Annotated in this window: 16 protein-coding genes; 1 reads left to right on the top strand and 15 read right to left on the bottom strand. The window is 62.3% G+C overall.

Annotated features, from left to right (window positions below):
* Positions 1-134: 134 nt before the first annotated feature.
* The 5 genes from AC3ITA_RS17385 to ribBA form a co-directional block, all read right to left on the bottom strand.
* Positions 135-1289 (bottom strand): ABC transporter ATP-binding protein, encoded by a 1155-nt coding sequence (locus tag AC3ITA_RS17385; protein WP_095942905.1) that lies wholly within the window; start codon positions 1287-1289, stop codon positions 135-137.
* Between the two features lie 16 nt (positions 1290-1305).
* Positions 1306-2115: an ABC transporter permease gene (locus AC3ITA_RS17380; protein WP_007976227.1), complete on the bottom strand. Its 810-nt coding sequence runs from the start codon at positions 2113-2115 to the stop codon at positions 1306-1308.
* A 6-nt stretch (positions 2116-2121) separates the two neighbouring features.
* Positions 2122-3054 carry an ABC transporter permease gene (locus AC3ITA_RS17375; protein WP_172435314.1) on the bottom strand — a complete coding sequence of 311 codons (933 nt, stop codon included), beginning with the start codon at positions 3052-3054 and terminating at the stop codon, positions 2122-2124.
* Complete coding sequence (locus AC3ITA_RS17370; protein WP_095942907.1) at positions 3051-4076, bottom strand: ABC transporter substrate-binding protein; 1026 nt, start codon at positions 4074-4076, stop codon at positions 3051-3053. The genes AC3ITA_RS17375 and AC3ITA_RS17370 overlap by 4 nt, the downstream gene beginning before the upstream one ends.
* Positions 4077-4405: 329 nt before the next feature.
* A complete protein-coding gene (gene ribBA / locus AC3ITA_RS17365) occupies positions 4406-5515 on the bottom strand; it encodes a bifunctional 3,4-dihydroxy-2-butanone-4-phosphate synthase/GTP cyclohydrolase II (RefSeq protein WP_095942908.1) in 1110 nt (369 codons plus the stop codon).
* 70 nt (positions 5516-5585) lie between these two features.
* Between ribBA and AC3ITA_RS17360 the strand changes: the two genes are divergently transcribed.
* Positions 5586-5882, top strand: a complete 297-nt coding sequence (locus AC3ITA_RS17360) for a DUF1330 domain-containing protein (protein ID WP_095942909.1) — start codon at positions 5586-5588, stop codon at positions 5880-5882.
* Between the two features lie 132 nt (positions 5883-6014).
* Here AC3ITA_RS17360 and AC3ITA_RS17355 read toward each other — a convergent pair whose 3' ends face one another.
* From AC3ITA_RS17355 to AC3ITA_RS17310, 10 genes are all read right to left on the bottom strand, one after another.
* Positions 6015-6578 carry an NUDIX hydrolase gene (locus tag AC3ITA_RS17355; RefSeq protein ID WP_150674111.1) on the bottom strand — a complete coding sequence of 188 codons (564 nt, stop codon included), beginning with the start codon at positions 6576-6578 and terminating at the stop codon, positions 6015-6017.
* 1 nt (position 6579) lies between these two features.
* The gene (locus AC3ITA_RS17350; RefSeq protein ID WP_046042558.1) at positions 6580-7332 is read right to left on the bottom strand and encodes a GntR family transcriptional regulator; all 753 of its coding nucleotides are present in this window, start codon (positions 7330-7332) and stop codon (positions 6580-6582) included.
* 88 nt (positions 7333-7420) lie between these two features.
* On the bottom strand, positions 7421-7810 hold the full coding sequence (locus AC3ITA_RS17345) for a carboxymuconolactone decarboxylase family protein (protein WP_007991919.1): 390 nt from the start codon (positions 7808-7810) through the stop codon (positions 7421-7423).
* Positions 7811-7829: 19 nt separating this feature from the next.
* Positions 7830-9281, bottom strand: coding sequence for an NAD-dependent succinate-semialdehyde dehydrogenase (locus tag AC3ITA_RS17340; protein WP_150674112.1), 1452 nt, complete (start codon positions 9279-9281; stop codon positions 7830-7832).
* Positions 9282-9429: 148 nt separating this feature from the next.
* The gene (locus AC3ITA_RS17335) at positions 9430-9915 is read right to left on the bottom strand and encodes a flavin reductase family protein (protein WP_095942912.1); all 486 of its coding nucleotides are present in this window, start codon (positions 9913-9915) and stop codon (positions 9430-9432) included.
* 12 nt (positions 9916-9927) lie between these two features.
* Positions 9928-11409, bottom strand: coding sequence for an aldehyde dehydrogenase (locus AC3ITA_RS17330; protein ID WP_489278032.1), 1482 nt, complete (start codon positions 11407-11409; stop codon positions 9928-9930).
* Entirely contained in the window at positions 11406-12239 is an 834-nt protein-coding gene (locus tag AC3ITA_RS17325) for an alpha/beta fold hydrolase (protein ID WP_095942913.1), read from the bottom strand. Before AC3ITA_RS17325 ends, AC3ITA_RS17330 begins: the two co-directional genes overlap by 4 nt.
* Positions 12240-12283: 44 nt before the next feature.
* Positions 12284-12874, bottom strand: coding sequence for an amino acid synthesis family protein (locus AC3ITA_RS17320; protein ID WP_003225712.1), 591 nt, complete (start codon positions 12872-12874; stop codon positions 12284-12286).
* 251 nt (positions 12875-13125) lie between these two features.
* The gene (gene tssA / locus AC3ITA_RS17315; RefSeq protein ID WP_489278029.1) at positions 13126-14223 is read right to left on the bottom strand and encodes a type VI secretion system protein TssA; all 1098 of its coding nucleotides are present in this window, start codon (positions 14221-14223) and stop codon (positions 13126-13128) included.
* Positions 14224-14317: 94 nt separating this feature from the next.
* Positions 14318-14836, bottom strand: a complete 519-nt coding sequence (locus AC3ITA_RS17310) for an Hcp family type VI secretion system effector (RefSeq protein ID WP_007978712.1) — start codon at positions 14834-14836, stop codon at positions 14318-14320.
* Positions 14837-14896: the final 60 nt, after the last annotated feature.

Below are 14896 nucleotides of genomic sequence, written 5' to 3'. Positions count from 1 at the left end.
AGCATTAAACCGGGATTTTAGGAATCCGTTGTCCAATTTATCTTACAGGCGACAGAAAAAAGGCCACCACAACCCGACGTTGTGGTGGCCCGAGGGTGACTCATTATAGTGGCCCGCGCGCGCAGGCCAATGGATCAGTGAGCGCCGGCAGCCTTGTTCAGGTCGCTTTCGGCCCATTCGGTGTAGACGCAGGCATCGGCGGTGGCCCAGCGCACCCGCACCGGATCACCGGCCTTGAGCGGCATGCCGGCGGCGGACAGTGCCTTGACCGTCATCGAGGTGCCGCCAGCGGTGACCACGCTGCAGGTCTGGCTCTCGCCGAGAAACAGCACTTCCACGACCTTGGCCGAGACTTCGTTCCAGCCGGCGGCCAGCGTTTCGGCAAGGGCTTGTTCAGTGCTCAGGGCCAGGGCTTTTTCCGGACGCACCATCAGCAGCACGTCCTGATCGGTTTGCAGGCCGGCGGTGAGTCGGATCGACAGCGGCTGCCCTTCGAAGGTCGCCACTGCATTGCCCTGGGCCTTGAGTTTGAGGAAGTTCGAATTGCCGAGGAACGAGGCGACAAAGGCGTTCGGCGGGTTCTGGTACAGGTCAAAGCCGCTGCCCAGGCCGACGATCTTGCCGTGGCTGAAAATCGCGATGCGCTGGGACAGGCGCATGGCTTCTTCCTGGTCGTGGGTCACGTAGACGATGGTGATGCCCAGGCGCCGATGCAGCTGACGCAGTTCATCCTGCAAGTCTTCACGCAGTTTCTTGTCCAGCGCACCGAGGGGTTCGTCCATCAGCAGGATGCGTGGCTCATAGACCAGCGCCCGGGCGATGGCGACCCGTTGCTGCTGGCCACCGGAGAGTTGCGAAGGGCGACGATGGGCAAATGGCTCAAGCTGCACCAGTTTGAGCATCGCATCCACGCGGCGTTCACGTTCGGCGGTGGCCAGTTTGCGAATGGCCAGCGGGAACGCGATGTTGTCGCGCACCGACAGATGCGGGAACAGCGAGTAGCGCTGGAACACCATGCCGATGTCGCGTTTGTGCGGCGGCACGTTCACCAGTGACTGGCCGTTGACCAGGATCTCGCCGCTGCTCGGGGTTTCGAAGCCGGCCAGCATCGACAGCGTCGTGCTTTTGCCCGAGCCGCTGGAGCCGAGGAAGGTGAGGAATTCGCCGTCCTTGATGTCCAGCGAGATGTTGTCCACGGCGGCAAAGTCGCCGTAGTGCTTGTTCAGGTTACGCAGGCTGACCAGGGGTTTGTCATTTTGCTGCGCGGAATCTTTGATCACTGCACTCATGTCGTACTCCTGGCGCTCAAGCGCTGATTTCGTTGCGCCGGCGCAGAGCGGCGGCGATCACCATGACCAGGACCGAGAGGCCGATCAGCAGCGTCGAAGCGACGGCGATCACGGGCGTCAGATCCTGGCGCAGGGTGGTCCACATTTTCACGGGAAGGGTTTGCAGGGTCGGGCTGGCCATCATCACGCTCAGCACCACTTCATCCCACGAGACGAGGAAGGCGAAGAGGGCGCCGGCCACCATGCCCGGACGGATCGCCGGGAAGGTCACCTTGAACACCGCTTGCAGACGCGAGGCGCCGCAGATCACCGCCGCATCCTCGATCGACTGGTCGAACAGCTTCAACGAGTTGATGATCGAGATGATGGTGAACGGCAACGCGACAATGACGTGACTGACCACGAAGGCGAACATGGTCCCGGTGTAACCCAGTTTCAGGAACAGCGCGTACACCGCCACGGCGATGATCACCAGCGGCACGATCATCGGCAGGGTGAACAGGCCGTAGAGCATTTCCCGGCCGGGGAAGCGGCCACGCACCAGGGCGAACGCGGTGGGCAGGCCCAAAGCGACGGCGAAGAACGTGGTCAGCACCGCGACTTTCAGGCTGGCCATGGCGGCGTTCATCCAGTCGGCATTGGAGAAGAACTGGCCGTACCATTTCAGCGTCCAGCCCGGTGGCGGGAACACCAGCCACTGGGACGATCCGAACGACAGCAGCACGATGAACACGATCGGCAGCAGCAGGAACAGACCGATCAGCCCGGTGGTGGCATACAGGCCGAAGCGCATGCGCCGGCTCATGGCATTGGGGGTCAGGAGCATGACGGCTTACCTCGCGTTGCTGGCGCCAACCGGGGATTCCGGCTGGAGCTTCAGGTAGAAGTAGAACAGCACCAGCGTGATCACGATCAGCAACGCGGCGCCGGCACTGGCCAGGCCCCAGTTGAGGAACGACTGCACCTGCTGAATGATGAACTCGGGCAGCATCATGTTCTGCGCACCGCCGAGCAGCGCCGGGGTCACGTAGTAACCGAGAGACATCACGAACACCATCAGACCGCCGGAGAACAGCCCCGGCCGACACAGCGGCAGGAACACCCGGAAGAAGTTGGTCCAGGGGCTGGCGCCGCAGATGGAACCGGCCTGCAGGATCATCGGGTCGATGGCCTGCATGGTCGCCTGCAACGGCAGCACGATGAACGGGATCATGATGTAGCTCATGCCGATCACCACGCCGGTGAGGTTGTGCACCATCTCCAGCGGCTGATCGATGATGCCCATGGCCATCAACGCCTTGTTGATCACCCCCGAGGCTTGCAGCAACACCAGCCAGGAGTAGGTGCGGGCGAGCAGGCTGGTCCACATCGACAGCAGCACGATGTTGAGGATCCAGCGACCCCAGCCACGGGGCACCAGGGTGATTGCCCAGGCCAGCGGAAAGCCCAGCAGCAGGCTGAACAACGTCACCAGGCCGGCCACCGAGAAGGTGTTGAGCAACACCCGGGCATAGGCCGAGTTGGCGAACAGTTGTTCATAGTTGCCCAGGCCCGGCACCGGTTCCAGCACCCCGCGCAGCAGCAGGCCAATCAACGGCGCCAGAAAGAACAGACCGAGGAACAACAGGGCGGGCACCAGGTTGCTCGCGCCACGCCAGCGCTGTGCCAGACTCGGCGATTGCGTCATCGCAACTGCCTTGCCGGCAGCGCCAGGGGCGCTCCCGACTGACGTGGATGGACGGGATGCGGTTACCGTCATTTTCATTTGACCAGCCATTCGTTCCACCGTGTCGCGATGGCCGGACCGTTCTTGGCCCAGTACGCGAAATCAAGAGTGATCTGATCCTTTGCGTAAGCGGTCGGCAGGTTAGGGGCCAGCACCGAGTCCAGGCGCTGCACGCTGTCGACGTTGACCGGGGCGTAGGCGGTCAGGTTGGAGAAGTCCGCCTGGCCCTTGGCACTGCTGGCGTTGGCCAGGAACTTCATCGCCGCGTCCTTGTTTTTCGAACCCTTGGGAATGACCAGGATGTCGGCCATGACCAGGTTCTGCTTCCAGCTTACGCCCACCGGGGCTCCGTCTTCTTGCAGGGCATGAATCCGGCCGTTCCAGAACTGGCCCATGCTCGCCTCACCGGAGGCCAGCAGCTGCTGCGACTGCGCGCCGCCGCCCCACCAGACGATGTCTTTCTTGATGGTGTCGAGCTTTTTGAACGCGCGATCCAGGTCCAGCGGGTAGAGCTTGTCCGCCGCTACACCGTCGGCCAGCAGCGCCAGTTCCAGCACGCCAGGGCTTGGCCATTTGTAGAGGGCGCGTTTGCCGGGCCAGGTCTTGGTGTCGAACAGCGCGGACCAGTCCTGAGGCTTGCCGGCGCCAAGCTTGCCTTCGTTGTAGCCGAGGACGAAGGAGAAGAAGAACGAGCCGACGCCGTGATCGCTGACGAAGCGCGGGTCGATCTTGTCGCGTTCAATCACTTTGAAGTCGAGGGGTTCGAGCAAGCCTTCGGCGGCGGCGCGCAGGGCGAAGTCGGCTTCGACGTCGACCACGTCCCACTGCACGTTGCCGCTCTCGACCATGGCCTTGAGCTTGCCGTAGTCGGTCGGACCATCCTGCACCACGGTGATGCCGCTGGCCTTGCTGAACGGGTCGGCCCAGGCCTGCTTCTGCGCATCCTGGGTGCTGCCGCCCCAACTGACGAAGTTGACGCTTTCAGCCGCCAGCAAGGCCTGACTGGTCACGCTCAGCAGTCCCGCAAAAAGAACCGCGGTCGCACGTTTGTTCAACACCATTTTCACGCCCTCATTGTTGTGTTTATGAGCGGGGCTTTCGAGTGCCCGCCTATCGGGAGCATCAGTCCGTCGAGTCAGTGCTGACTGTCCGGTCTATGGAATATCATATTATGGTATTCCAAACTTTGTGCAAGCATTTTGCCGTACCGGCTATCAGCCAAAGGTGGTTTTTGGGGTTCTGGGGATTGGCCTGAGCCGGTCAGGCAACGCAATCCCCTGTAGGAGCGAGCCTGCTCGCGATGAGGGTGTGTCTGTCGATATCAGTGTTGACTGTCATACCGTCATCGCGAGCAGGCTCGCTCCTACAATGAATTGCGTTAAACCAAGCGTCAGTCGGTGAATGGAATACTCTCCACCACCTCCAGGTCATACCCGGTCAAGCCCGCATACTTCAGCGGCGGGCCGAGGTGGCGTAACTTGCCGACACCCAGGTTCTGCAGAATCTGCGCACCGGTGCCTACTTCCGAATAAATCCGTGACTGCGAACGGCTGAACTGCCGGGGCGGCTGGGTCAATTGCGGCACCCGCTCGAGCAACGCCTGGGAGGATTCATGATTGGCCAGCACCACCACCACGCCGTGGCCTTCGGCGGCGACACGCTGCAAGGCGGCCCACAACGTCCAGTTGCTCGGGCCGCTGTACTCGGCACCGACCAGATCGCGCAACGGGTCAATTACATGCACCCGCACCAGTGTCGGTTGCTCGCGGCGCAGATCGCCCATGACCATGGCCATGTGGACACCGCCTTCGATGCGATCCTCAAAGGTGATCAGACGAAAGGTGCCATGCACGGTCGGCAGGTCACGCTCACCGATGCGCACGATGGTGTGTTCGGTGCTCAGGCGATAGTGGATCAGGTCGGCGATGGTGCCGATCCTGATCCCGTGCTTGCGCGCGAACACTTCCAGGTCCGGGCGCCGGGCCATGGTGCCGTCATCGTTCATCACTTCGACGATCACCGAGGCGGGCGTATGGCCGGCCAGGCGCGCCAGGTCGCAGCCGGCTTCGGTATGGCCGGCGCGGGTCAGCACGCCGCCTTCGCGGGCGCGCAGCGGGAAGATATGGCCCGGTTGCACGATGTCGGCGGGGCCGGCGTTGGCGGCGACGGCGGCGGCGACGGTGCATGCACGATCAGCAGCAGAGATACCGGTGGTGACACCGACGGCGGCCTCGATGGACACGGTGAAGGCGGTGCTGAACACGCTGCCATTGCTCGGCACCATCTGCTCCAGGCCCAGGCGCTTGCAATGCTCGTCGGTCAAGGTCAGGCAAATCAGGCCACGGGCTTCGCGGGCCATGAAGCTGATCGCCTCGGGCGTGCAGCAGTCGGCGGCCAGCAACAGGTCGCCTTCGTTTTCCCGGTCCTCATCGTCGACCAGCAGGACCATTTTGCCGAGGCGGTAATCTTCGATGATTTCTTCGATGCTGTTGAAGGCCATGCTGGAGTCTCTGTGTTTGTTGGATTGGTAATGTGGTATACCATAATACAAAACAAAGCGAGAGGTCACTATGAAGGCGTACTGGATTGCTCATGTGGATGTCACTGACCCTGATCAATACAGCCAATACACCCGGCGGGCGCCGCAGGCGTTTGCGTTGTATGGCGGTCGGATTCTGGCGCGGGGTGGGCGTAGCGAGGCGATGGAAGGACGGTCTACGCCGCAACGCAGTGTGGTGATTGAGTTTGATTCCTATGAGCAGGCGGTGGCGTGCTACCACTCGGCGTTGTATCAGGAGGCTAGGGGGCACCGCGAAGGCGTGGCTAAGGTTGAGGTGATTATTGTCGAGGGCGTGGCGCCGCTCTAACCAACCGCTTGACCCTGTAGGAGCGAGCCTGCTCGCGAAAAACGTCAGAGCAACGCGTTCGGTCAGTCAGCACGCGTCATCGTTGACGACCATCGCGAGCAGGCTCGCTCCTACAGGGGAATGGGGGATTTTTCAGCGGATGAAATGGATTTTGCCGCTATCGTCATTACCCATGTAAATGCCATAAACCCCAGCTTGGCGCTCCTCGATATAGCGTTCAAGAATCTGCCGGATCGCCGGGTAGTAAATGCTGTCCCAGGGAATGTCCTCAGGCGCGAAGAACTTGTAGTCGAGGGTTTCCGGGCCGTATTGCCCGGTAATCTCCAGCGCGATGGCGCGGAAGATGATGTACACCTCGCTGATCTGCGGCACGCTGAAAATCGAATAGGGCGAGACGATTTCCGCACGCACGCCGCTTTCTTCCCAGACCTCGCGCAAGGCCGCCTGCTCGGTGGTCTCGCCGCTTTCCATGAAGCCTGCCGGCAGGGTCCAGGTGCCCGGACGCGGTGGAATCGCGCGCTGGCACAACAGGTACTTGCCGTCCTGCTCGATGATGCAGCCGGCAATGATCTTCGGATTGATGTAATGGATGTAGCCGCAGCCGCGGCACATCAGGCGCTCGTGCGTATCGCCCGGCGGCATCTGCTGACCGAGATCAGCGCTGCCGCACTTGGGGCAAAAGCTCGGGCTGAACATGTCAGCGACCTATGCGCGGTTCTTTCAGCGCGATGGGCTGGGTGATTGCCGGGATGTCGCCGGTTTCTTCCTGCTTGCGCTTGAGGTAGTCCAGGGCCACGGCGGCGGCCGCGCGCACGTGGTCGACGCACGCCTGGTGGGCGGCCAGCGGGTCGCCGCCCTTGATCGCCTCGACCATGCGCTCCATTTCCTGGTTACTGGCGCCGCGACGGTTTTCCTGGGACACCGAGGTCGCGCGCAGGTAGCTGATGCGTGCCTGCAACTGGCGCAGCTGAGTGGCCGCGACATGGTTGCCCGAGCCTTCGAGCAGCACGTCGTAGAAACCCTGCACGGAGTCGATGACCTGTTGCAGCTCGCCGTCTTTGAGCGCCTTGCGGTTCTCTTCCAGGGCTTTTTCCAGGGCCTTGATGTCCTTGGCCTTGGCGCGCAGGGTGAACAGTTGCACGATCAGCCCTTCGAGCACGCAGCGCAGCTCGTAGATGTCCACGGCATCGGCCAGGGTAATGATCGCGACACGCGGGCCCTTGGCATCGGCGAATTCCACCAGGCCTTCGGATTCCAGGTGACGCAAGGCTTCGCGCACGGAGGTACGGCTGACGCCCAGGCGATCGCACAGATCGCGTTCGACCAGACGGTCTCCCGGCAGGAGCTGGAAGTTCATGATGGCGCTTCGCAGTTTATCCAGCACGATTTCGCGCAGGGTAACGGGGTTGCGATTGACCTTGAAGCTGTCGTCGAGTGGCAGGCGTTTCATGGGGTCCGCTCTGATTGTGGCTGTCCATGCAAAAAGAGCACTTCGATTACGGGAATCTGGGTGCCCGGTCGGATCAAACAGCCAAGGGTTAACTGGAGGCCTCGGCATCGGCTTCGGCGAAGGCTTCACGGGCGAGCCGGAAACTGTCTACGGCAGCGGGGACACCGCAATAAATGCCGACCTGAAGCAATATTTCGCGTATTTGCTCACGACTCAGGCCGTTACGCAAGGCGCCGCGCACATGCAGCTTGAGTTCATGGGGCCGGTTGAGGGCCGAGATCATCGCCAGGTTGATCATGCTGCGCTCCTTGAGCGACAAACCCTCACGACCCCAGACATGACCCCAACAATACTCGGTGACCATTTCCTGTAAGGGCCGGGTGAAGTCGTCGGCGTTTTCGATGGAGCGGTTGACGTAGGCTTCGCCCAGCACCTGGGTGCGGATCTTCAGGCCTTTTTCGTATTTTTCGTTGTTCATTTGCGTAGCTCCCGTGGGCTCAGAGGCCGCCCATCAAGGTGTATTTGAGTTCCAGGTAATCCTCGATGCCGTACTTCGACCCTTCGCGACCCAGCCCCGAGGACTTGATGCCGCCAAATGGCGCGACCTCGGTGGAAATCAGCCCTTCGTTGATCCCGACCATGCCGTACTCCAGCGCCTCGCTCATGCGCCAGGCGCGGCCCAGGTCGCGGGTGTAGCAGTAGGCGGCCAGGCCGAATTCGGTGTCATTGGCCATCTCGACGGCCTGGGCCTCGGTGTCGAAACGGAAAACGGCGGCCAACGGGCCAAAGGTTTCATCCCGGGCGACTTTCATCTGCGGGGTGACGCCGCTGAGCACGGTCGGCTGGAAGAAGCCGTTGCCCAGCGCATGACGTTCGCCGCCGCACAGCAGTTGTGCACCGTGCTCCAGCGCGTCTTGCACATGGTCTTCGACCTTGGCCACGGCACGCTCATTGATCAACGGCCCTTGGGTGACGCCATCCTCGAAACCGCTGCCGACCTTGAGCTGCGAAACCCGCTCGGCCAGGCGCGCGACAAAGGCGTCGTGGATGCCGTCCTGCACCAGGAAGCGGTTGACGCAGACGCAGGTCTGCCCGGCGTTGCGGAATTTGGCGATCAGCGCGCCATCGACGGCACGTTCCAGATCGGCGTCGTCGAAGACAATGAACGGCGCGTTGCCGCCCAGTTCCAGCGAGACTTTTTTCAGGGTCGGCGCGCACTGGGCCATCAGCAGCTTGCCGATGGCGGTGGAGCCGGTGAACGACAGTTTGCGAACCTTTGGACTGGCGGTTAGCTCCCCGCCGATGGCGATGGCATCGCCGGTAATTACATTGAAAATCCCGGCTGGAATCCCGGCCTGTTCCGCCAGTGCCGCCATGGCCAGTGCCGAAAACGGTGTTTCCGGGGCCGGTTTTACGATGCACGGGCAACCGGCGGCCAGCGCCGGGCCGGCCTTGCGGGTGATCATCGCCGCCGGGAAGTTCCACGGTGTGATGGCCGCGACGACGCCGATCGGCTCCTTGCTGACCACGATGCGCGCATCGCCCTTGTGGCTGGGAATGGTGTCGCCGTAGATGCGCTTGGCCTCTTCGGCGAACCACTCGATGAAGCTCGCGGCGTAGAGGATTTCACCCTTGGCTTCGGCCAGTGGCTTGCCTTGTTCCAGGGTGAGGATTTCAGCCAGGGCGTCGGCGTTTTCCAGCATCAGCGCGTGCCAGTGCTTGAGGGTGTTGCTGCGTTCCTTGGCGGTCAGTGCGCGCCAGGCTGGCCAGGCTTTGTTGGCAGCCTCGATAGCCAGGCGCGCGTGCTCGGCGCCAAGGTTCGGCACCCGGCCGATGAGTTCACCGGTGGCCGGATTGAAGATGTCTTGACAGGCGCCATCCGGCGCGTCCAGCCATTGGCCATTGATGTAGGCCTGTTGGCGGAACAATAACGAGGCTGCTGGGCTCATGCCGGCTCCCAAGAAAAAAGGGTGGTTATCTGTAGGAGCGAGCCTGCTCGCGAAGCACCCGAGAACGCCAAGGGCTGTCAGGCAGCACGCGTTATCGTTCACGACCATCGCGAGCAGGCTCGCTCCCACAAGGTTTTGTGTATGGGCATCAGGCCAGTGTGGGCAGCGGCCCCAGCTTGCCTTTGTGGTAGATCATCGGTGTGACCGGTTGCGCGGGCAGGATCAGGTTCTTCACCGCGCCGACGATGATCGCGTGATCACCGCCATCGTATTCACGCCACAGCTCGCACTCGATGATCGCCGTGGCCTTGGCCAGAATCGGGTTACCCAATTCGCTCAGGTGCCACTCGATGCCTTTGGCCTTGTCCTTGCCTTTACCGGCGAAGGCATAGGCTTCTGCAGTCTGGTCGGCGGACAGCAAATGAATTGCGAACTGCTTGCTGTCGCGCAGCACCGGGTAGGTGTCGGAGCCATAATTGGGGCAGAACAGCACCAGTGCCGGGTCGATCGACAGCGCACTGAAGGCGCTGGCGGTGATGCCGACGATGCCACCTTCCGGGTCCAGGGTGGTGACCACCGTGACCCCGGAAGGGAACGAGCTCATCACGTCTTTGTAAATGCCGGGTTCGATCATTTTCCAGGACTCCTAGCGCATCACGAAGGGATCAGGCATCGGTGCCTGGGACAGGTTGATCCACACCGTTTTCAGCTCGGTGTAGGCCAGCACCGAATCGATGCCGCTTTCGCGTCCATAGCCGCTGTTCTTGAAACCGCCGATCGGCGCCATGGCCGAGACCGCGCGGTAGGTGTTGACCCAGATGATCCCCGAACGCACGTCCCGGGCCAGGCGATGGGCACGGCCCAGGTCGCGGGTCCAGATGCCGGCGGCGAGGCCGAACTGTGAGTCGTTGGCAATCGCCAGGGCTTCGGCTTCGTCCTTGAACCGGATGACCGAGGCCACCGGACCAAAGACTTCTTCCTGCATGATCTTCATCGAGTTGCGGTCGCACTCGAATAGCGTCGGCTCAAAGAACCAGCCGTCGCCCAGATTCTCCGGACGCTTGCCGCCCAGGCGCAGGCGCGCGCCTTCGGCAATCGCATCGGCCACCAGCCCTTCGACCACGGCCAGTTGCTGCGCGGTGGCCATCGGGCCCATTTCGCTGCTGTCGTCCTGCGGGTTGCCGATGCGGATGCGCTGGGCGCGTTCCACCAGACGACCGACGAACTCGTCGTAGATTTCGTCCTGCACCAGTAAGCGCGAACCGGACACACAACTCTGCCCGGAGGCGGCGTAGATCCCGGCGATGGCGCCGTTGATCGCGCTGTCGAGGTCGGCGTCGGCGAAAATGATGTTCGGCGATTTGCCCCCCAGTTCCAGCGACAGTTTGGCGAAGTTCTCCGCGCTGCTGCGCACCACATGCCGCGCCGTGGCCGCGCCGCCGGTGAAGGCGATCTTGCGGATCAGCGGATGGCGGGTGAGGGCGGCGCCGGTGCTCGGGCCGTAACCGGTGACGACGTTGACCACTCCCGGTGGAATCCCGGCTTCCAGTGCCAGGCGTGCCAGTTCGAGGATGGTCGCCGAGGCGTGTTCCGACGGCTTGATCACGATGGTGTTGCCCGCGGCGAGGGCCGGGGCGAGTTTGATCGCGGTCAGGTACAGCGGGCTGTTCCACGGAATGATAGCGGCCACCACGCCCATGGCTTCGTGCACGGTGTAGGCAAACAGGTCCGGCTTGTCCAGCGGCAGAGTGCCGCCTTCGAGCTTGTCCGCCAGGCCTGCGGTGTAGTGGAAGAACTCCGGCAGATAGCCGACCTGGCCACGGGTTTCGCGGATCAGCTTGCCGTTGTCGCGGCTTTCCAGCTGCGCCAGTTGTTCTTTGTTTTCGGCGATCAGGTCGCCCAGGCGTCGCAGCAATTTGCCGCGCGCGGTGGCGGTCAAACCGCGCCATGCCGGGCTGTCGAAAGCGGTTTGCGCGGCCTGTACGGCGCGCTCGACATCCGCTTCGTCGGCGTCGGGCAATTCGGCCCAAGGCTCGGCCAGCGCCGGGTTGAGGCTTTCGAAGGTCTTGCCGGACAGGGCATCGACCCATTCACCGCCGATGCACATCTGGAAGCGTGCGAGTGTCATGCAACGATCCCCTTGATCTGGTTTTGTTGGGAGTGCGCGGTCTGCAGAAACTCCAGCAACAGCTGGTTGACCAGGCGCGGAGACTCTACGGGCATCATATGCCGTTGCTCGGCGAGCACGGCAACGGTCGCACCGGGAATGCGTTCGGCCAGTTGCCTGGCCATTTCCGGGGTCGAACCGGGGTCCAGCTCGCCGGTGGCGATCAGCGTCGGCACCTTGATGCTGGCCAGGTCGTCGGCGCGGTACATGTCCTGGGTGGCGAACAGTTCGTAAGTGGTCAGGTAACCCTGCGGGTCATTGCCGGCCAGGGTCTGGCGAATCGCGGCGATCTGCGCCGGGTTCGCGGCCTGGTATTCACGGCTGAACCAGCGCGACAGTGCCGCTTCGGCATTGGCGTCCGGCCCGTGTTCGGCAGCTTGGCTGGTGCGGGCGATGACCCCGGCGCGCTGTTCGGCGCTACGGTTGAACACGCTGTTGAGCACCACCAGGCCTTCCAGGCGTTGCGGGTAGTGCAGGGCAAACGCCCGCGCCACCAGCCCGCCCATGGAAAAACCGATCACCGTTGCCTTGGGCAATTGCAGGTGGTCGAGCAGCTCCAGCAACTGGTCGGCATAGCCGAGCAGCGGCGTGCCGCTTTCCGGGCGCGGGCTGGCGCCATGGCCGAGCATGTCGTAGGCGATGACGCGGTACTTCGTGGCCAGGCCAACGATCTGGCCGCCCCACATTTCTTTGTTCAGGCCCACGCCGTGGATCAAGACCACGGGCTGGCCTTGGCCGGTCGCCAGGTAACTGGTGCCAGCCGGGGTGAGTTCAGCGGTGAGCCGAATCATGGAGCGCTCCTGCAATGCCTTCTTGTTGTCGTTCTGCTGGCCGGTTACTGGGCTTTTTCGGCGGCCAGTTCTTCCAGGTCGATGTAGCGGTTGCCGATGCGCGGGTGCAGGCGGCCGCCGTCGGCGCAACCCAGGACCACGACGATTTCGTCGGCACGAGGGGCGTCTTCGATCTGCATTTCCAGGGTGATGTAGTGCGAACGCAGGCCTTCGTCGTCCTTGTGCATCATCGGGATCTGGATCGAAGTGCCCGGACCGCCGCGCTTGTTGGTGAAGCTCAGGTAGCTCTTGGCCTTGACCGCTTCGCGGTAATGGTTGCCGAAGCGCAGGGTGTGGATCACCGCCGAAGCGTGCTCGATCTCGCCATCGGCGCCGACCACCGCAGCCTTGCCGTAAGCCTCGATTTTCTCGGCACCGCCAATGATGCCCACCAGACGCTCGACCATCAGCGCGCCGAGGTCGGAGCAGTTGGCGCGGATCTGTGGTTTCAGGTCTTCGACGAAACCGTTGCCCACCCAGGGATTCTTCATCACCACGGCCAGACCGACCATGGTCACGGGCTTATCGGTGGCTTTGCCGCCTTCAATAAAGGTTTCTTCGACATAGCTGACGATCTTGCGGATTTCGAAACTCATGAGCTGCTCCGTAGAGGTTTTGGGTGTCTGTGCGTCTGATGGTATACCATAATACCGTAAGCACAAGACCCTGAACGGAGTTTCTGGCTGGATGGCACGCAAAAATGTGCGTCACGGGCAGCAGCGGACAAACGGCAGGCACAGGCTTACGCCGGGCACAGGCCCGGCATGGGGGAGGAGAGAAAGGTAAGGAAGGGGATCAGCGGTGATGCGGCGTCAAGCGGTGCGTCGGGTTTGCTACCGGCTGTCCATCAGGACTTCGCCTCCTTCGTCCCCAGCACATCACGGATGTTGTCCACCACATTGCTGTCTTTGATCACATCGTTGAGCCAACCCTCGAGCGGCATGTTGCCCCATTTGATCGCCCGTTCGATCAGGTAGGGGACAGGGCTCTGGGGTTCGGTCTGCTTGAAGAACTGTGCGATGCCCGCCAGCAGGGTGAATGCCTCGTCACGGGTCTGTGGCGTGGTGCGCAGCGGTGTGACTGGGATGTCTTGCTGGGTCTGGGTCATTGCGGCACCTGCATGTTGTGCGCCAGCGCTTTCGGATACGACCGGGGTGGGCGCGGCAGGCGCCGGGTGCAATTCGATGCCGCGATCCTTGAGCAGTTTCTCGGCCAGTTGGCCGGCGCGGGACAACACGTCATGGAGCTCGGCAAAGCTTGGCGCGTCATTGCCGAACAGCCTGTCGGCGGTGCTCTGCAGTTGCTGGCAGGCCTTCAGGCTGGCGGCGATTTCGCCGGCTTTCTGGCGCAGGTGATCGGAGTCGGTCAGCACCACCGAACGCTGGAACACCTCGGCGTTGATCTTGCCTTCGTCGAGGGCGGCGCGCATGGCCTGGGGGTTCTGCAACGCCAGGTTTTCGACATGCCTGGACTCGTCATAGCGCAGCAGGCCGTACTGTTGGCCCTGGGTGATCGGCAGTCCGCCCACGACATCCGCCAGGGTCGTTTTCATCCACGCCAGACGGGCAGCGCGTTCATCGACCCCATCCTCGAGGGAGGGGAAGAGGCCGGTCCAGAAATTGTCCAGCAGGCGTTCGGCCAGGGTCAGGCCGAAGGTGATACCGGTGAAATGATGCTTGTGCGCCAAGGCTTCGCTGAGCCAGGCGACGAGCATCAGGTCCTTGCTCTGTCGAGCCAGGCCTTGGGCCGCCAGGGTGAGGGTCAGATCCCAGTCGGATGACTTCAGGTCGGTTTGCCAGTCACCCTGGGTCAGGTAATCGGGGTCTGCTCGCCGGGCTTCTTTCACCTGATCGAACAAGGTGGAAAAGCTCAGGTCTTCGCCACTCCCCTCATTGATGGGCGCGGTCAGTTCGGCCAGCGAAAGGTCGTTGAGAAATTCAGACATGGGAAACTCTGATCAGAATAGAAGAACACCGCGCCTGCCGGGCAGGCGCGGTGCCGAAAACGAGCCGCGTGCGCGGCCCGTCATTACTGCGGTGTTATGCGAAAACCTTGTTCGCGGTGCGATCCCAGCCACCGGTGACGTTACCGCCGCCCTGGCCATCGGCACGGCTTTGTTGGGTGTAGGTGGTCTTGATGCGGGCGAAGTTGAAGCTGATTTCCTCGATCGGCAGATCGCCAACCGCTTTGTCTTCACCGTTCTGGCTGCCGCCAGCGACCGCTTTCACGGACGACACCACGACTTCTTCCAGGTTGATGGTCAGGTAGGTGACCTTGTCGCCACCGGCACGGTTCACGTTCAGCTGGATCTTGGCGATGTGCGTACCTTTGCAGCAGGCTTCGAACAGCTTGGCGGAAGCCTTGTCCACGGCTTTGCGGATGCTGAAGTCGCTCAACGCAACACGCTCCGACGAAGCACCGCCCGAAGAGCTGGCCGTCGCGGAAGTCGCTTGGGTTGCGCCGTACTCGTAGCCCAGCACTTCGATCCAATCCTTGTGTTTGTCGTCCAGAACTTCACCAGGAATGCCGTCGATCTGGATGTATGCGTCAAATGCCATTTCTTTTTTCTCCTTACCTTCATTTAAAGGGATGTCACCTGCAAGCAGGTCGCAGCCCTT

The sequence above is a fragment of the Pseudomonas sp. GL_090 genome (assembly GCF_057837765.1).
The sequence above is the reverse complement of the archived record's forward strand: the minus strand, read 5'-3'. Positions and strand labels throughout refer to the sequence as shown.